Genomic DNA, 18,019 nt, shown 5'->3' with positions numbered 1-18,019 from the left:
GCCAAGGGGTGACAAACTCAAGCGCCAGATGGCAGAAACAACCGGAACCAGTTGATCTCAGGCGAAAATACCCGTGCCTGCCGCAAGCCGGCCGGCCTCCACCAGCCGGTCTGCCGCCTGCCGATAGGCGCTGGCCGTCTCCTTCGAGCGGCGCTCCGCAGCATCCGAAGTTGGCCGGCTTTCAGCGTCTGCGGACCTTTCGTTGTCCTCATTCGAAGACTGACGCGATCGGGAGGGCTCCGACTTGTCCGCAGGTGCAGTGGCTGAGGTCTGGCTGGTCTGCGCGGCCGCTTCCCCCTCCCCCTCTTCGCCGCGCAGCTCGGCGGCGGCCTCGGCCCGGGCCTGCGACTGGGCTTCCTGCAACTGCGAGCGGGCGAGCTGTGCCACGCGCAGATCCTGCGAAGACGGCTCGGCAGGGGCAAGCGCGGCACGGATGACAATCTGCATCTTGCGGACCGTGGCTTCCGGTTCGCTTTCCGGCGAGGTATCGATCTGGACCTCGCCACCGATGGCATAGCGGCCACCGTCCGGCCCTTGCTGGAACGTGTAACTGGGCGCACCCGCATAGGGGCCGCCGACCCGGGCATGCGCCTGCTCATGCGCCCGCACCTCGCGGTCGCGCTGCTTCAGCTTTTCGACCTGGTCCTCTTCTTCCTCGGTCAACCCGTCCTGGTTCGGGTCTTCCTCTTCTGACGAACTGCCGGTTTCCTCTGCCGACGCCTCCAGCCCGGAAGACTGTGCAGTCACGGTCTCGCCTTGCGGGCCGGATTGACTGGCAGACGCATCGGACGCGGGCGCGCTGGATTCCTTCGTCTTGCGATCCTCCTCCGGCTGCAGGGCGTCGCTGTCCTGCAGCGCCTGAAGCGCCGCAGCCGAGAAGGTGGCGACAGCGCCCGAGCGTTCAGCCTGGCGGACCGGATCGCTTGCACTTTGCCGGGCAGATACGACGGTGCCGTCCCGGTCACGCGGATCATGCGTGAGCGGTCCCGACTGGCCCTGGGTTCCACCCCGCTGGGTGGCCCCGACCGAAAGGGCAGACAATGCGGTCAGCATGCAGCTGACTTTGCGGAAGGTGCATTTCCAATCGGTTAACGGCGATTAACGGCTTTGATCAGTTTTGCGTGAGCCGCCGGGAGAGGCACGGACGCCGCAAGAACAGGCATGACGGCAGGGGATCAGGCAGCTAATCTCGGCGGACCTTCCGATTGCTCCAGCGAGGCCTTCCATGACCGCCCTGCCGCGCCGCTTCTGGCACGAGATGACCACGACCGATTTCTCCGGCTCCGACACCAGCGGCTGGATTGCCGTACTGCCGGTGGCCGCGATCGAACAGCACGGGCCGCATCTGCCGGTCTGGACGGACACGGCCATCGCCAAGGGGCAGATCCGCCGCACCCTCGAGCTGCTGCCTGACGACCTGCCGGTGACCTTCCTGCCGGTGCAGCAGATCGGCAAGTCGAACGAGCACATCTCCTCGCCCGGCACGCTGACCATCTCCTGGGAGACGTTGACGCGGGCGTGGATCGACATCGGCGAGAGCGTCGCCCGGGCCGGCATCCGCAAGCTGGTGCTGATCAATTCCCACGGCGGCAATGTGCCGATCATCGACATCGTGGCGCGGGAGCTGCGCATCAGCCACGAGATGCTGGTGACGGCCACGGCCTGGTCGCGCTTCGGCCAGCCGGAGGGCGTGTTCCCGGCCGAGGAATTCACCTATGGCATCCACGGCGGCGACATCGAGACCTCGATCATGCTGCATCTGCACCCGGAGCTGGTGCGCATGGACAAGGCCATCGACTTCCCATCGACACAGCAGGATTTCATAAAGGAATTCAAGTATCTGCGCGGACATGGCCAGCAGCAGTTCGGCTGGAAGGCGCAGGACCTCAACCCGGCCGGTGCCGTGGGCAATGCCGCCCGCGCCACGGCGGAAAAGGGCAAGGCCTCGCTGGACCATGCGGCCCGCGGCTTCGTCGAGCTGCTGAAGGACGTGCACGGCTTCGACCTCGGCCGCCTGTGGACGCCCGCCTGACCGCAGCGGCAGCCGCCCGCTTCAGCGGGCGCAGGGCCGGCAGGCCGGCCTGTTTCAACAGCAGAGCCGCCCGCTTCAGCGGGCGGCGCGGACTGCTCACAAACTTCGGAGTTTCGTCAGTTTGCCGTCATTCCGGACAAGGTGAGCGTTCAGCGAACCGCAGATCCGGAATCCAGCATGTCTGTGCGAGCGCAAGCGAGTCCATAAACAAGTCAACGGATATGATTTTCGACTGACACGTTTGTCGCGCTTCGCGCGGCTGATGTCTGGATCCCGGCTCGGCGCTTCGCTCACGCTCAGCTGGGCCGGGATGACTGTGAGCAGGTTTGTCAGCGGGCGCAGGGCCGGCAGGCCGGCCTGTTTCAACAGCAGAGCCGCCCGCTTCAGCGGGCGCAGGGCCGGCAAGCCGGCCTGATTCAACAGCAGAGCCGCCCGCTTCAGCGGGCGGCGGGCACCAGCACGAAGGACACCGGGTCGCCGAAGGGCAAGCCCGGCCACAGGCACCAGACCAGCGCGACGAGGGCAAGCGGCAGCAGGAACACGATGGCCCCTTCCACCACCTCGACGCGGGCGGCCCGGGCGAGCCCCTGGATGATCAGCAGATTGAGCCCCGACGGCGGCAACACCAGCGCCGCCTGCAGCAGCATGACGAAATAGACCGACAGCCAGACCGGATCGAGACCGAGCTGCACCGCCGCCGGCAGCAGGACCGGCAGCACGACCAGCAGCAGGCCGAGCCCGTCGAGCAGGAACGCCAGCACGATCACCAGCAGGCTGAGAAGCAGCAGGAAAGGCACGATGCCGGCGAGCGACATGGCGTGATCGGCCAGGCTGCCGGGGAAGCCGGTGACGGTGAGACCGAGCAGCAGCGCCTTCGCGCCGGCAGCAATGGCCAGGAGCGACGCGGCCCCCACCGCCGCCTCGAAGGCCGTGTCGGCCAGCTGGCGCAGCGACAGCCGGCGGTAGATGCCGCAAATCACGACCACCGCGAGAAGCGCCGCTGCCGCCGCCGTTTCGGCCACCGAGAGCGGGGCGACGAACAGGAGCCCGGCGAGCGCCCCGAGCAGGAGCAGCAGCGGCAGGGCCGCGACGAGCGCATCCAGCCGCACGGCCAGCGGCACGGCCGGCTGGAGCCGGCCATAGCGCGCGCCCAGCACAACGGACAGGGCGAGCAGCAGCCCCGCAAGCCCCAGCCCCGGCCACAGCCCGGCCGCCAGCATCTGGTGGGCCGGAATGTCGGTCACCAGCCCCAGAACCATGAGCGGCATCGAGGGCGGCAGCAGGAGGGTGAGCGTCCCGCTGCCGGCGAGGAGCCCGAGCACGAGCGGGCGCGGATAGCCGCTGGCCAGCAGCCCCGGCAGGGCGATCGCCCCGACTGCCGCCGTCGCGGCGACGCCGGAGGTGGTCAGGAACCCGAGCAGCAGGCTGGTCACGACCGCCGCCACGAGGGGACCGGCCGCCCGCTGCCCCGACAGGCTGCGCGCCAGCCGCCACAGGGTGTCGGCCGCCGCGCCCTTCACCAGCACATGGGAAAAGAAGAGGAAGAGCGGGATCGCGATGACGTCGTCCCGGTCCAGCGCCGCCAGGATCACCACCGGAATGCCGGCCAGGGGAACACCTGTGACCAGCAGCAACACCAGACCGATCAGCAGCAGCGCAATGGCTGCCGGCATCCGCAAGAGCAGCAGCGAGACCAGGCAGACGAGACCGCCCAGCCCGACGAGCGGGTCGGCGGGTGTCATGGCCGCGCCCCGGGCGACGGGCTGCGGCGGGGAACACGGCTGCGCAACAGCGTGTCGACAAGCGCCTGCACCGCCAGCAGCGCAAATCCGGCCGGCAGCGCCAGCGCCTCGAAAAAGGACCAGGCCCCGTCCCGGGTGGCAGGCCCGAGATGCAGGAAGCCCAGCCCGACCATGACCAGCGCCGTCGTGGCAACGCCCCCCTGAACCAGACGCGGCCCCGGCTTCAGTCCGCGCTGCGCCCCGCCACGCCGCCCGGCCGGACCGGCAAAATGCGCCGGCGCCCAGACGCGGCGGGCACTGCACAGGAAGGAGAGCGGCAGGAAGGCCCCCCAGAGCGCAAGGACACGGGCAAGATCGGAGGCGCCGGGCAGCGAGCGGTGGGACACGAACTCGAGCAGACCGTCCAGTCCGAGCAGGAGCCCGACCCCGGCAAATGCCGCGACAGCCATCCAGGCGGCCCCGACGGACATCCGGTCCACGATTTCTGGCAGGCTCGACATGTCTTCTCCCGCCCGGGAAGAGGCAGGCGAAACACCGGACTTCCCCCTCCAAGGATTGCGGCACTCTGTCAAAGCGGCCGCAGCCGGTCAACCTTCGCGCGAACACAGAGGCGGACGGACGCCTGCCAGGCCCTTGCCAGCGCCGGCAACGTGGTCTGATATGCCCGCCTTGCCTGTGATCTGCGGAAGGACACGCCGATGAGCCGCCCCGACATTCTGGTTCCCGCCCCGATGCGCGAGATGATTCTCGACGGGCTCGCCCCGCATTTCACCCTGCACAGGCTGTATGAGGCAGAGGACCGGGACGCCATGCTGGCTGCGGTCGCCGACCGGATCCGGGGCATCGCCATTTCCTTCCGCCCCGTGGACAAGGCCCTTGTCGACCGGCTGCCGAAGCTGGAGATCGTCGCCAACTTCGGCGTCGGCTACGACAATGTGGACGCCGCCTATTGCGGCACGAAGGGCGTGATCGTGACCAACACGCCGGACGTGCTGACGGATGAAGTGGCCGATACGGCGATCGCCCTGATGATCATGACCGTCCGGGAACTGCCGGCGGCCGAACGCTGGCTGCGCGAGGGCAGGTGGAAGAGCCAGGGCCCCTTCCCGCTGACACGCGGCACGCTGCGCGGGCGCACGCTCGGCATCCTGGGCCTCGGCCGCATCGGCAAGGCGATCGCCACCCGCGCCGAGGCCTTCGGCATGGCGATCCACTACCACAACCGCAGCCGGCAGGCGGACGTGCCCTATACCTATCATCCGAGTCTCGTCAGCCTGGCCGAGGCGGTCGACACGCTGATGCTGGTGGCGCCGGGCGGCGAGGAGACCCGCCACATGGTCGGGGAGCGCGTGCTCGAGGCGCTCGGGCCCGAGGGCGTGCTGATCAACATCGGTCGCGGCTCGGTGGTGAACGAGGCGGCACTAGCGGCCGCCTTGCGGCAGGGCACGATCCTCGCCGCCGGCCTGGATGTGTTCGAGAACGAGCCGCAGGTGCCGCAGGCGCTGCTCGACCTGCCGAATGCCGTGCTGCTGCCGCATGTCGGCTCCGCCTCCGTGGCAACCCGCAACGCGATGGGACAGCTGGTGGTGGACAATCTCGTTGGCTGGTTCCGCGACGGCCGGGTGCTGACGCCGGTGGCCGAGACACCGGTTCCGGCGATGTCGCCGCGACACGGCGCGTGACCTGACGCCGCATCATCAGGACGCAAGCCCCGGGCAAGCCTGCGGCGCGACCGTGTGCCGGACCCGGAGGACCGGGAGAGGCGGACGCCCGGGCGGCAGCCCCTTCGCCTTGAGCCGCCCCGCGGCACAGCCCGGTCGCCGCCCAGGTGCAAAGGAGCCCCGCATGCGTGCAACCGTCGGCCACGGCCCCGCCGGCCCGGACCTGCGCCGCCACCCGCGGCAGCGCACCCGGCTGAGGGCCGGCCGCCTCGCCGACCCGGACAACCGGTTTCTCTGCGACTGCGGCATCTATGACGTCTCGCGGGGCGGCGCGCGGCTGACCGTCCCCGAAGACACGCTGCTGCCGGATGAACTGGTGCTTTATGACGAGCTGACCAACACAGTGGCGCTGGCAACGGTCCGCTGGCGCGCGGGATCCCGGGTGGGGATCTCCTACGACGTGCCGCCGGCCAAGCTGAAATACTTCTCCTCCCCGCGCCTGCGCGCCTTGTCGCAGCGCTACTATGCGCTGGCCGACTGACGCGCCGCTTGACTCGCGTCCCCGCCTGCCCCCAAGTCGGCAGGATGAAGACCGTCTGGCCGCCCGGCCAGCGACACAAAGAGGCGCGTTGATGTTAAAGCGAATTGCGGCAGCCCTGCTGTCGATCTTCCTGGCGCTTCCGGCCGCAGCAGAGGAGTTGCAGATGAAGGATCTGACCGTGGGCACGGGAGAGGAAGCCGATGTCGGCATGACCGTGACCGTGCATTACACCGGTTGGCTGATGGACGGCACCAAGTTCGATTCCAGCCTCGACCGGGGCCAGCCGTTCAGCTTCACCCTGGGCGAGCGCCGGGTGATCGCGGGCTGGGAACAGGGCGTGGTCGGCATGAAGGTCGGCGGCAAGCGCGAGCTGATCATTCCGCCGGAGCTGGCCTATGGCGAGCGCGGCGCCGGTGGCGTCATCCCGCCGAATGCGACGCTGAAGTTCGAGGTCGAGCTGCTGGGCGTCAAGAGCAAGAGCTTTTCCGAGCTGACCAACGACAAGCTCAAGGAACGAATGGCCGCCGGTGCCACCGTCATCGACATCCGCACGCCGCAGGAGTGGCAGGAGACCGGCGTGATCGCCGGGGTCAACCTGGTCACCTTCTTCGACCCGGCCGGACAGGTGAACCCGGGCTTCGGGGCCGAACTGCAGAAGCTGGTCGATGACCCGTCGAAGGAACTGATCCTGATCTGCCGTTCGGGCAACCGCAGCTCGGTGCTGGCCAAGTACCTGGCTGACAACATCGGCTTCACCAATGTCGGTCACGTCACCGAAGGCATGATCGGCTGGACCCAGGCCGGTGGCCCGGTCGAGGCGCCGAAGCTGCCCGAGAACTGCTGGCTCTGCTGACAGGAGCGGGGAAGAGGGGCTCCGGCCAGACGGCGCAATCCGCCGCGTGGCCGAAGCGCATCGCCGTCTGCCCCCCCTGCGCCCGACAGGGCGGCCGGGACGCAACGCACGCGCCCCGGCACGTCTTGGAGATTTGTCGGGACGGAACGAAGGTAAAGCGTTAACCCTCTTTCTCATGACAATCTTAAAGATTGTCGCCGACCCTTGGGGCCTGTGTCCGTGCCCAGAACGAGGGTCATGCCGTGCGTATCCGGCCTGTTGCCACAAGGGCCCTGCTCGTGTCGGTGCTGCTGCTCACCAGCGGCTGCGGCACCGTGTCCGGCATCACCGGCCTCGGATGGATGACCTCGTCCTCCGACCTCGTGGCCTACAACGACACGGAATGGTGTGTTCCCCGCAGCCTGAAGAAGGTCCTGAACCGGGTGGCCGACCGCTTCGGCCGCGTCACGGTGCATTCCACCAAGCGCTGGTGGCTGGAAAACTGGTGGAAGGGCGGAGCCAGCAATTCCTATCACCTGGAGTGCAAGGCCGTGGACTTCACCGTGCGCGGCGATCCGGCGGCGGTTGTCGCCTTCCTCAAGGCCCAGCCCGAAGTGGGGGGCTACAAGCGCTACGCCTACGGCCATTACCATATCGACACCGGTCCCCGCCGGACCTGGTAGCAGGGCTCCGGCAAGGCGGCCCGCGACGGGACCGCAGCGGGCGGGAGAGCACGGGGCGGGAGAGCACGGGGCCGGGCGACCCGGCCCGCCGTCTCAGGCGAACTCGCCCATCTCCAGCGCGGTTTCCCAGGACACCGGATCGAAGCCCAGCAGCGTGCGCCGGGCCGCGACGACGATCGGACGCTTGATCACCGACGGCTGGGCCAGCATCAGGGCGAGGGCCGAGGCCGCGTCGCGCACCCCCGCCTGCTCCTCCTCCGGCAGCTTGCGCCAGGTGGTGCCGCGGCGGTTGAGAACCTGCTCCCAGCCGAAGGTCTCCGTCACCTGCCGCAGGACCTCCGGATCGACGCCGTCCTTCTTGTAGTCGTGGAAGCGGTAAGCGACGCCGGCCGCGTCCAGAAAGGCGCGGGCCTTCTTCACCGTGTCGCAGTTCTTGATGCCGTAAACGATCATGTCACCCTCGTATGCGCTGCGTTCGTCGCCGCATGGCTCGCGCCCTAGATGCGCCAGCCCTGCAACAAAATCCACCCCCCGCGGCAGGGTTGCGCTTGGCCCGCCTGACCGGCATAGGTGACATCACGAGGCAGAGGCCGCCGCAGGCCGGAACAGAGGACACGCACGCCATGGCCAAGCCGGAGATGCGCACCCCGCCGGGCAAGGGCCCGCTGATCCAGCAGATCCGCCTGTGGTCAGGGCTGATCCTGTTCGTCTTTGCCACCGGCCATTTCCTCAACCATGCCCTCGGCAATGTCTCGGTCGACTGGGCCCAGACGATGCAGGACATGCGCCTTGCCATCTGGTGGACATGGCCCGGCACCGTCCTTCTCTACGGTGCGCTGCTCGTCCACGTCGGCCTTGCGCTGTACCGCATCGCCAGCCGCCGCACGTTCCGCATGCCGGCCTGGGAGGCTGTCCAGCTGCTTCTGGGGCTGGCCATCCCCTATCTCCTCATCCGCCACATCCTCATGACCCGTGGCGCCGTGGTCCGCTATGACGCGGTGATGGACTACCAGCACGAGCTGTCGGTGCTGTGGCCGGGGTCGGGCCTGACCCAGAGCCTGCTGCTGGTGATCGTCTGGCTGCACGGCTGCATCGGCATCCACTACTGGCTGCGGCTGAAGCCCTGGTATCCGAACTGGCGCGGCACGCTGCTGACCATCGCCGTTGCCGTTCCGATCCTGTCGGTGACCGGCTGGATCAACGGCGCCCGCCGCCTCGTGCTCGAAGGCCAGTACATGCTGAAGGTCACCCCGCAGCAGACGGCCGAGCTGCAGGTGCTGGCGGATGCCGGCCGCATTGTCTTCTTCGCGCTGGTGCTGCTGGCCATCGCCATCTCGCTGCTGCGCCAGTTCGGGGGCCTTGGCCGCCGTCCGATCACGGTGCATTACCTCGGCGAGAAATCCGTGCGCGCCCGCCCCGGCCCGACCCTGCTCGAAATCAGCCGGATGAAGGGCGTGCCGCACATGTCGGTATGCGGCGGGCGGGCCCGCTGCTCCACCTGCCGGACGCTGATCGTCTCCGGCGCCAGCGACCTTCCGGCCCCCGGCACGACCGAGCAGCAGGTGCTGCAGCGCATCCACGCCGGCAAGAACGTGCGCCTCGCCTGCCAGGTGCGCCCGGCGGCCGACCTGGTGGTGCGGCCGCTGCTGCATGGCGGCACGATGGTGCCCCGCGAAGGCCTGCAGGACCGCTATCGCTGGGGCACGGAACAGCCGGTCGTGGTGATGTTCGTCGACCTGCGCGGCTTCACCTCGCTGAGCGAGGGACGCCTGCCCTTCGACGTCGTGTTCATCCTCAACCGCTATGTCGACAGCGTGGTGCGGGTGATCCGCAAGCACGACGGCATGATCGACAAGGTGATGGGCGACGGCATCATGGCGCTGTTCGGGGTCGAGAGCGGCATGGCCGCAGGATCACGCTCGGCCCTGGCGGCAATCGTCGATCTCGCCGATGAACTCAAGCGGGTCAACCGCGACCTCGCGGCACAGCTGTCGGCGCCGTTGCGCATCGCTGTCGGGCTGCACGGCGGTGCCGCCATCCTCGGGCGGATCGGCCTCGACGGACGCAACGGCGTGGCTTCCGGCCTGACGGCGCTGGGGGATGTGGTCAACGTGGCCAGCCGGCTGGAGGGCGTCGCCAAGGAGCAGAACGCCCTGGCCGCGATCTCGCTGGATGTGCTCACGGCCTCCGGCGCGGCCCTGGATCCCTTCCTGCCCCTGCTCAAGGTGCCGATCCGGGGACGCACGGCACCACTTGACGTTGCCTGCCCGGCCAGTCCCGGACCGATCCTGGCCGCGCTCGACCGTGCCTCGGCCGCCTGACCGGCACAGGCACGTGAAGCAATTCAATTCCAAATTGCAACGGGAGCGCAGCTGCAACAGGGTGAATTTGTCATATAAGACAAAAATTTAGCTCTGGACTGATCCGGCACGCCCCTGCCATGATGGTCAAATGATCTTCGCAAGATTGCAAGATCTTCCAGACACTTGACCCTGCGACCCTCAGGTTGCAGGGGTCCGGAGCACGGGCCCATGCTGAAGCGCACTGACCGTCCGGCCCGCCCAGAGGCGGGTCATCTTTCTTCTGCCCTCGGCAAGGCGGCGCGCCACCTGCGCCAGGCGGGATGTCTTGCCGCCGGCGCGCTCGCGCTGGCACTGCCGCTCATGGTCTCCGCGCCCGCCCGGGCGGAAACGCTGAAATATGCCTATCAGGGACCGCTGAACCAGCTTGACCCCTACAGCCTCAACGAGACCTTCACGCTCGCCACGCTGAGCAATGTCTACGAGGGCCTGGTCCGGCGGAACGAGCGGCTGGAGATCGAGCCGGCCCTGGCCGAACGCTGGGAGCTGATCAGCCCGACCCACTGGCGGTTCCACCTGCGCAAGGGCGTGAAGTTCCACAACGGCAACGACTTCACCGCCGACGACGTGGTGTTCTCGGCCGAGCGGGTGCGGGCCAAGGGCTCGGACCTCGCCACCCGGCTCGGACCGACGGTCCGGGTCGAGGCGGTGGACGCGCACACGGTCGACTTCCTGCTCGATGCCCCCAACCCCATCCTGCATTCGGAGTGGGAAACCTGGCTGATCATGGACCGGGAGTGGACCGAGGCGAACAACGCCGTGGCGGTCACCTCCGCCTCCGACACGGTCGCCAACCACGCCGCGCTCGCCGCCAACGGAACGGGACCGTTCCGCATCGTCAGCCACGAACCCGGGGTGCGGACCGTGTTCGAGCCCCATTCCGGCTGGTGGGACGTGGCCCTGCACAACCTGACCCGCGTCGAGTTCACGCCGGTCGCCTCCGACGCGACCCGCGTGGCAGCGCTGCTGTCCGGCGAGCTCGACATGATCTTTCCCGTGCCGGTGCAGGACGTGAAGCGGGTCGAGGAAACCGACGGCACCCGGGCCCTGATCGGGCCGGAGCTGCGGACCATCTACATCGGCATGGACCAGCGGCGCGCGGAACTCGGCCATGCCAGCGTGAAGGGCAAGAACCCGTTCAGGGACGTGCGCGTGCGCAAGGCGGTCTACCAGGCAATCGACATCGAGGCGATCCGTTCAAAGATCATGCGCGGCATGTCGACCCCGGCCGCCCTGCTGATCTCGCCCTACCTGTTCAGCCGCGCGGGCGAGTTCGAGCGCTGGCCCCATGATCCGGCAGCCGCCCGGGCGCTGCTGGCCGAGGCCGGCTATCCGGAGGGCTTCGAGCTGGTGATGGACTGCTCCAACGACCGCTATGTCAATGACGAGGCGATCTGCCAGGCCGTTGCCCAGATGCTGACCAAGGTCGGCATCCGCACGCGGGTCAATGCCGAGCCGAAGGCAAAGTACTTCGGCCGGGTGCTGGCCTCCGGCGGCTTCGACACCTCGTTCTTCATGCTGGGCTGGACGCCCGGCTCCTTCGACAGCTGGAACGTGCTGGCCAACCTGGCCACCTGCCGCGATGATGCCGGCAAGGGCGGCGCCTTCAATGTCGGCGGCTATTGCAACGAGACCGTCGACGCCCTGGCCACGCAGATCCTGTCGGAAAACGACAAGGCCACCCGCGACGAGCTGATCGCCAAGGCCTTCCGCATCCTGCATGAGGACGTCGCCTACATCCCGCTGCACCAGCAGGGCCTGGCCTGGGGCGTGACGGACCGGCTGAGCGTCGCCCAGCGGGCCGACGACCAGTTCCTGTTCCGCTTCGTCACCAAGAACTGATCCGGCCGGTGCAAGGGACGGGCTTGAGCAGACGGACGAGGCGCGGAGGGCTGGAATGATCGGGTTTGCGCTCCGGCGGCTGGCGCAGGGCCTCGGCGTGATGCTGGCCGTGGCGCTGATCGCCTTCACGCTGTTCCGCTTCGTCGGCGATCCGGTGCACCAGATGACCGGGATCGAGACCTCGGCAGCCGACAAGGCAGCGCTGCGGACCGAACTGGGCCTGGATGATCCCGTGGTGGTCCAGTTCGGCCGTTTCGTCGTCCGTGCGGCCACATTCGATTTCGGCACCTCCTACCAGTTCCGGCAGCCCGTCGCCGACCTCTTCGCCAAGCGCCTGCCTGCAACCCTGGAACTGGCCTTCACCTCGGCGCTGCTGGCCCTCGCCCTCGGCATTCCGATGGGCATCTACACGGCGCTGCGGCCGCAGACCTGGCTGGCCCGGCTGATCCTTTCGCTGTCGCTTGCCGGGATCTCGTTGCCGACCTTCTTCATCGGCATGCTGCTGATCTTCGTCTTCGCCGTCAGCCTGCAGTGGCTGCCAAGCTTCGGCCGGGGCGAGGTGGTGGCGCTGGGAAGCTGGTGGACCACCGGCTTCCTGACCTCCTCGGGGCTCAAGGCCCTGGTGCTGCCCGCGGTGACGCTGGCGCTCTACCAGATGACGCTGGTCACCCGGCTGATCCGGGCCGAAATGCTGGAGGTGATCCGCGCCGACTACATCCGCTTCGCGCAGGCCCGCGGCCTGCCCGACCGGCTGGTGCATTTCCGCCATGCGCTGAAGAACACCCTGGTGCCCGTGGTCACCATCACCGGCCTGCAGCTCGGCTCGATCATCGCCTTCGCCACCATCACCGAGACCGTGTTCCAGTGGCCCGGCATGGGCCTGCTGTTCCTGCAGGCGGTGCAGAACGCGGACATCCCGATCATGGCCGCCTACCTGATGCTGACGGCGCTCATCTTCGTCACCATCAACATGATCGTCGACCTGCTCTATGCGCTGATCGACCCGCGCCTGAGGGTGCCGGCATGACGGCCCGGAAGATCCGCGCCGGGCTGGCAGAGCGGCTGCAGCGTCTGACCGCAAGCGACGTCTGGTCGGCGGTGCGCCGTTCGCCGACCGCCCTCCTGGCGGCCACCGTGACGCTGCTGTTCGTGGCCGCCGCCCTGTTCGCCCCGCTGATCGCGCCGCAGGACCCCTTCGACCTGGCAACGATCAGCGTGCTCGACGCGCGCCTGCCCCCCCTCTGGATGGACGGCGGCGATGCCCGCTTCCTGCTCGGCACCGACGATCAGGGCCGCGACATCCTCTCGGCCATCCTCTACGGCCTCAGGGTCTCGCTCGCCGTCGGGCTGACGGCCGTGGCCATCGCCGCGACTGCCGGTATCGCCATCGGCCTTGCGGCCGGCTATGCCGGCGGCTGGGCCGACGCGGCGCTGATGCGCCTCGCCGACGTGCAGCTGACCTTCCCGGCCATCCTGATCGCCCTGCTCATCGACGGCGCGCTGCACGGGCTCGTTGGCCGGCCGGATGACGCGACCCCGGCCTTTGTCGTGCTGGTCCTGGCGCTGTCGCTGTCCTTCTGGGTGCAGTATGCCCGCACGGTGCGCGGGGCGACGATGGTGGAGAAGACCAAGGACTATGTGCTTGCCGCCCGGATCATGGGCCTGCCGGCACCGCTGATCCTGCTGCGCCACATCCTGCCGAACGTGCTCGGCCCGGTGCTGGTGATCGCCACGATCAACCTGGCCGTCGCCATCCTGACAGAGGCCACCCTCTCCTTCCTCGGCGTCGGCATGCCGCCGACCGAACCCTCGCTCGGCACGCTGATCGCCACCGGCAATGACTTCCTCTATGGCGGCGAATGGTGGATCGCGCTGTTTCCGGGCGGCGCGCTGGCGCTCCTCGTGCTGGCGGTCAACCTGCTCGGCGACGTCCTGCGCGACGCGCTCAATCCGAAACTGAGGTAGGCCGGTGGCACTGCTCGAGATCGACGCCCTGCGCATCGAGTTTCCCACCCGCGACGGCGTGTTCGTGGCCGTGGACGGGGTGAGCCTGTCTCTGCAGCCGGGCGAGATCCTGGGTCTTGTCGGCGAAAGCGGTGCCGGCAAGTCGACGGTCGGCAGCGCGGTGATCGGGCTTCTTCCCGCCCCGGGGCACATCGCCGGCGGCCGCATCCACCTGTCCGGCACACGCATCGACACCTTGCCCGACCCCGAGCGCAAGGCGCTCAGGGGCCGGCGCATCGGCATGATCTTCCAGGACCCGCAGACCGCGCTGAACCCGCTGGAGACCGTCGGGGCGCAGCTGGTCGAGACGATCCGCGTGCACCTGCCGCTCGGTCGCGCCGAGGCCCGCACACGCGCGGCCGACCTGATGACGGCGGTCGGAATCCCCGATCCGCAGACCCGGCTGGACCAGTATCCGCACCAGTTCTCCGGCGGCCTGCGGCAGCGCGCGGTGATCGCGCTGGCGCTCGCCGCCGGTCCGGACGTCATCATCGCCGACGAGCCGACCACGGCCCTGGACGTGTCGATCCAGGCGCAGATCCTGGCGCTCCTGAAGGACCTCTGCGCGCAGCGCCGCATGGGCATGCTGCTGATCACCCACGACATGGGCGTCATCGCCGGCACCACAGACCGTGTCGCCATCCTGCATCATGGCCGCCTCGTCGAGGAGGGGCCGACCGCCGAGGTGCTCGGGCGGCCGCGTCATCCTTACACGCGCAGTCTCGTGGCCGCCGTGCCCCGCACCGACCTGCGGCTGGCGCGGTTTCCCGTGCCCGGGAGCAGTGCGTCTGATGCAGGGGCAGCCCGGCGGATCGACCTGAGCACCCACTGGCTCGGTCAGGGGAGCAGCAGGGCAGCCCGAGGGGCAGGCGAGACAGGCGTAACGGGAAAGACGGGCGAGACGGGAAAGACGGGCGAGACCGGGGAAACGCCGCTTCTGGAGGTCGACGCGGTGTCGCTGGACTTCGCTGCCCGGGCACGGCTGTTCGGACGCCGGGGCGCGTCGATCACGGCGGTCAGGTCGGTCTCGCTGCGCATCGCACCGGGAGAAAGCTACGGACTGGTGGGCGAGAGCGGGTCCGGCAAGTCGACACTGGCCCGCCTGATCGCGGGGCTGCATCGCCCGGACACCGGGCGGATCCGTCTGGCCGGAGAGGACCTGCATGCCCCGCGCAGCCGGCCGGCGCAGCTTGCGCTGCAGCGACAGATGCAGATGATCTTCCAGGACCCCTATTCGTCGCTGAACGGGCGCATGCGCGTCCGCGACATCATCGCCGAGCCGATCCGCTTCCACCGCCTTGCGGCCAGCGGCGCCGAGACGGACCGGATCGTCGACGACCTGCTCGACCATGTCGGGCTGGGCGCAGCGGCCGGGCGGCGCTTCCCGCACTCCTTTTCCGGAGGCCAGCGCCAGCGAATCTCCATCGCCCGTGCGCTCGCCTCCCGCCCGCGGTTCCTGATCTGCGACGAACCGACCTCGGCGCTGGACGTGTCGATCCAGGCGCAGATCCTGAACCTGCTGAAGGACCTGCAGGCCGAACTGGGCCTGACGCTGCTGTTCATCAGTCACAATCTGGCCGTCGTCCGGCAGATGTGCGACCGCGTCGGGGTGTTGCGCCAGGGGGAGCTGTGCGAAGAGGGGCCGGTCGACCAGATCTTCAGCCGGCCTCAGCATGCCTATACACAGCACCTCCTGTCACTGATGCCGCCGCTGACGCTGCTGGCAAGACCGGAGACGCTCACCGGACCGGAATGACCGGACTCATCTGCGCGACAAAAAAGAAGAGGGGAGAGACGCCCCCGTCTCTCCCCTCACTACTACGCCCGGTGAAATCATCAAAACATCAATTTGATCCCTCAATACGTCGGATCAACTCAAATTCCTCAAGGGTAGAATACCGCATTGCAGCATGATGAAAAGGGGGGATCTGCACAAATTGGCGGCAATTCGCTGCCTTCCGCGCCAAAATGTCGTGCAGTGCGGAAGGGGCTTGACCTGACCACGGCAGGAAGCCCTATCTGGGGGTGGACTGAGGAGCGACGCGCTGCTTCGGCGCCGCTCCTGCCCCAACAAGCATCCCGTCCTGAAGGGTCACCACCATGGCTTCGCACCGCGCGACGACTGCTCCGACCGTAACGCTCGACATCACCGGCATGACCTGCGGCGGCTGCGCTGCCCGCCTGCAGCGCGCGCTGGCGGCCGCAGACGGGGTGAGCGGGGCAACGGTCAACCTGGCGCTCGAGCGCGCGACCATCACGCTGCGCCGTCAGATGTCCCCTGCACCGCTGATCGAGCTGGTGGAAAAGGCCGGCTTCCAGGCCCGCCTGCATGACGCGCCGGGCAAGGCCGCGCGCGAGGACCGGGAACGCGTCGAAGCGGCCCAGCGCGCGGACGAACGCAGGACCCTGCTGCTGCTGGTGCTCGCCACCCTGCTGACCCTGCCGCTGGTGCTGCCGATGGTGCTGATGCCCTTCGGGCTGCACTGGATGCCGTCGCCGCTTGTCCAGTTGCTCCTCGCCACGCCCGTGCAGGTCCTTGTCGGTGCCCGGTTCTACCGGGGCGCCGCGCGGGCCCTGGCGAGCGGAGGCGCCAACATGGACGTGCTCGTGGCCCTCGGCACCTCGGCCGCCTTCGGCTACAGCCTCTACCGCGTCTTCGTGCCGGGCGGCGCAGGTCACCTCTACTTCGAGGCCTCGGCCGTCATCCTGACGCTGGTCCTCATGGGCAAGCTGCTGGAGGTGCGCGCCAAGCGCTCGACCTCGGCAGCCGTGCGGGCCCTGGCGGCGCTGCGGCCCGAGACGGCCAACCGCATGGTCGGCGAGGACGTGGAGACGGTGCCCCTGGCCGACCTGCGGCTCGGCGACCGCGTGCTGGTCCGCCCGGGCGAACGCGTGCCGGTGGACGGCACCATCCTGGCCGGCACCAGCGAACTGGACGAGGCGCTGATCACCGGCGAGAGCCTGCCCGTGACCCGGACCGTGGGCGACTGGGCCACCGCCGGCACCGTCAACGGGTCCGGCGCGCTGCAGCTGGATGTCGGCGCGCTGGGCGAGGACACGATGCTTGCCCGCATCATCCGCCTCGTCGAAGGCGCACAGGCCTCCCGCGCGCCCGTGCAGAAGCTGGTCGACCAGGTCTCGGCGATCTTCGTCCCGGTCGTGCTGCTGCTCGCCGCCCTCACCTTCGCAGGCTGGTGGGCGATGGCCGGCGATGTCGATGCGGCGCTGTCGAGCGCGGTCGCCGTGCTGGTGATCGCCTGCCCCTGCGCGCTCGGTCTTGCCACGCCGACCGCCCTCGTTGCCGGCACCGGGGCTGCCGCCCGCGCCGGGATCCTCATCCGCGACATCGAGGCGCTGGAAGTGGCGCATCGGCTGAAGGTGGTGGCCTTCGACAAGACCGGCACCCTGACCGAGGGGAGACCGGTGGTGACCGACATCGTCGCCTTCGACAAGGACAGCAACCGCCTGCTCTCGGTGGCCGCATCCGCCCAGCTCGCGAGCGAACACCCGCTGGCCCATGCCATGGTCGCCGCGGCGCGCGCGCGCAACCTGCCGCTGGCGGCGCCGAAGGAGTTCGAGGCCGTGCCGGGCCAGGGTCTGGTTGCGGTGATCGGCGGCCACGCCCTCGCCATCGGCAACGAGGCCCTGATGGACCAGCTCAGGATCGACCGGTTCACCGCAGACCAGCTGCGACGCACCTTCGAGGCGGATGGCAAGACCAGCGTGATCGTCGCGCTGGACGGCCGCGCCGTCGGGGTCATCGCCATGGCCGACGAGCTGCGTCCGACCGCCAGGGGGGCGCTGGACGCGCTGAAGGCCCAGGGCATCCGCACCGCAATGGTGACCGGCGACACGGAGGCCGTTGCCCGGACGGTCGCCGCCCGGCTCGGCCTCGATGACGTGCGCGCAAGCGTCCGCCCCGAAGGGAAGGCGGCGGCGATCGCAAGCCTGCGCGAGGCGGCCGGCGGCCCGGTGGCGATGGTTGGCGACGGCGTCAACGATGCACCGGCCCTGGCCGCTGCCGACATCGGCATCGCCATGGGATCGGGCGCGGACGTGGCCATGGAGGCGGCCGGCATCACGCTCATGCGCTCCGATCCGCTGATGGTGGCGGAGGCGATCTCGGTCTCGCGCGCGACCTTCGCCAAGATCCGGCAGAACCTGTTCTGGGCCTTTGCCTACAATGTCATCGGCATTCCGCTGGCCGCCTTCGGGCTGCTCTCACCGGCGCTGGCCGGCGCGGCGATGGCGCTGAGCTCGGTCTCGGTCGTCACCAACGCCAGCCTGCTGCGACGCTGGCGCCCCGGTGCGGGCTGACGGGG

General features: G+C 68.9%; 15 protein-coding genes. 11 read left to right on the top strand and 4 right to left on the bottom strand.

Annotation, left to right across the window (positions count from 1 at the left end):
* Positions 1–57: 57 nt before the first annotated feature.
* Complete coding sequence (locus tag GWI72_RS15320; RefSeq protein ID WP_161709259.1) at positions 58–1,053, bottom strand: putative metalloprotease CJM1_0395 family protein; 996 nt, start codon at positions 1,051–1,053, stop codon at positions 58–60.
* Positions 1,054–1,225: 172 nt separating this feature from the next.
* On the opposite strand from GWI72_RS15320, the gene GWI72_RS15315 reads away from it, so the two are divergent.
* Entirely contained in the window at positions 1,226–2,032 is an 807-nt protein-coding gene (locus tag GWI72_RS15315; RefSeq protein ID WP_161709258.1) for a creatininase family protein, read from the top strand.
* A 437-nt stretch (positions 2,033–2,469) separates the two neighbouring features.
* Here GWI72_RS15315 and GWI72_RS15310 read toward each other — a convergent pair whose 3' ends face one another.
* Both GWI72_RS15310 and GWI72_RS15305 read right to left on the bottom strand, forming a co-directional pair.
* Positions 2,470–3,774, bottom strand: coding sequence for a TRAP transporter large permease subunit (locus tag GWI72_RS15310; RefSeq protein WP_161677353.1), 1,305 nt, complete (start codon positions 3,772–3,774; stop codon positions 2,470–2,472).
* Complete coding sequence (locus tag GWI72_RS15305) at positions 3,771–4,274, bottom strand: hypothetical protein (RefSeq protein WP_161677354.1); 504 nt, start codon at positions 4,272–4,274, stop codon at positions 3,771–3,773. The genes GWI72_RS15310 and GWI72_RS15305 overlap by 4 nt, the downstream gene beginning before the upstream one ends.
* Before the next feature lie 198 nt (positions 4,275–4,472).
* On the opposite strand from GWI72_RS15305, the gene GWI72_RS15300 reads away from it, so the two are divergent.
* From GWI72_RS15300 to GWI72_RS15285, 4 genes are all read left to right on the top strand, one after another.
* Positions 4,473–5,456 carry a 2-hydroxyacid dehydrogenase gene (locus tag GWI72_RS15300; protein WP_161677355.1) on the top strand — a complete coding sequence of 328 codons (984 nt, stop codon included), beginning with the start codon at positions 4,473–4,475 and terminating at the stop codon, positions 5,454–5,456.
* A 163-nt stretch (positions 5,457–5,619) separates the two neighbouring features.
* Entirely contained in the window at positions 5,620–5,976 is a 357-nt protein-coding gene (locus GWI72_RS15295; RefSeq protein WP_161677356.1) for a PilZ domain-containing protein, read from the top strand.
* A 91-nt stretch (positions 5,977–6,067) separates the two neighbouring features.
* Positions 6,068–6,829, top strand: a complete 762-nt coding sequence (locus GWI72_RS20340) for an FKBP-type peptidyl-prolyl cis-trans isomerase (RefSeq protein ID WP_161709257.1) — start codon at positions 6,068–6,070, stop codon at positions 6,827–6,829.
* Between the two features lie 242 nt (positions 6,830–7,071).
* Positions 7,072–7,491, top strand: coding sequence for a D-Ala-D-Ala carboxypeptidase family metallohydrolase (locus GWI72_RS15285; protein ID WP_161677358.1), 420 nt, complete (start codon positions 7,072–7,074; stop codon positions 7,489–7,491).
* A gap of 93 nt (positions 7,492–7,584) precedes the next feature.
* Here GWI72_RS15285 and GWI72_RS15280 read toward each other — a convergent pair whose 3' ends face one another.
* Positions 7,585–7,944, bottom strand: coding sequence for an ArsC family reductase (locus tag GWI72_RS15280; protein WP_161677359.1), 360 nt, complete (start codon positions 7,942–7,944; stop codon positions 7,585–7,587).
* A 170-nt stretch (positions 7,945–8,114) separates the two neighbouring features.
* On the opposite strand from GWI72_RS15280, the gene GWI72_RS15275 reads away from it, so the two are divergent.
* The 6 genes from GWI72_RS15275 (at position 8,115) to GWI72_RS15250 (ending at position 18,014) form a co-directional block, all read left to right on the top strand.
* On the top strand, positions 8,115–9,812 hold the full coding sequence (locus GWI72_RS15275) for an adenylate/guanylate cyclase domain-containing protein (protein WP_209000149.1): 1,698 nt from the start codon (positions 8,115–8,117) through the stop codon (positions 9,810–9,812).
* A gap of 342 nt (positions 9,813–10,154) precedes the next feature.
* Positions 10,155–11,693 (top strand): ABC transporter substrate-binding protein, encoded by a 1,539-nt coding sequence (locus GWI72_RS15270; RefSeq protein ID WP_161709436.1) that lies wholly within the window; start codon positions 10,155–10,157, stop codon positions 11,691–11,693.
* A gap of 55 nt (positions 11,694–11,748) precedes the next feature.
* The gene (locus GWI72_RS15265) at positions 11,749–12,720 is read left to right on the top strand and encodes an ABC transporter permease (RefSeq protein ID WP_161677361.1); all 972 of its coding nucleotides are present in this window, start codon (positions 11,749–11,751) and stop codon (positions 12,718–12,720) included.
* A complete protein-coding gene (locus GWI72_RS15260; protein WP_161709256.1) occupies positions 12,717–13,658 on the top strand; it encodes an ABC transporter permease in 942 nt (313 codons plus the stop codon). The genes GWI72_RS15265 and GWI72_RS15260 overlap by 4 nt, the downstream gene beginning before the upstream one ends.
* Positions 13,659–13,662: 4 nt before the next feature.
* Positions 13,663–15,453: a dipeptide ABC transporter ATP-binding protein gene (locus tag GWI72_RS15255; RefSeq protein WP_161709255.1), complete on the top strand. Its 1,791-nt coding sequence runs from the start codon at positions 13,663–13,665 to the stop codon at positions 15,451–15,453.
* Positions 15,454–15,797: 344 nt separating this feature from the next.
* Entirely contained in the window at positions 15,798–18,014 is a 2,217-nt protein-coding gene (locus tag GWI72_RS15250) for a heavy metal translocating P-type ATPase (protein ID WP_161709254.1), read from the top strand.
* Positions 18,015–18,019: the final 5 nt, after the last annotated feature.

The sequence above is a fragment of the Pannonibacter sp. XCT-53 genome, from assembly GCF_009915765.1.
Classification (GTDB): domain Bacteria; phylum Pseudomonadota; class Alphaproteobacteria; order Rhizobiales; family Stappiaceae; genus Pannonibacter; species Pannonibacter tanglangensis.
This window is presented reverse-complemented; position numbering and strand designations above follow the sequence as displayed.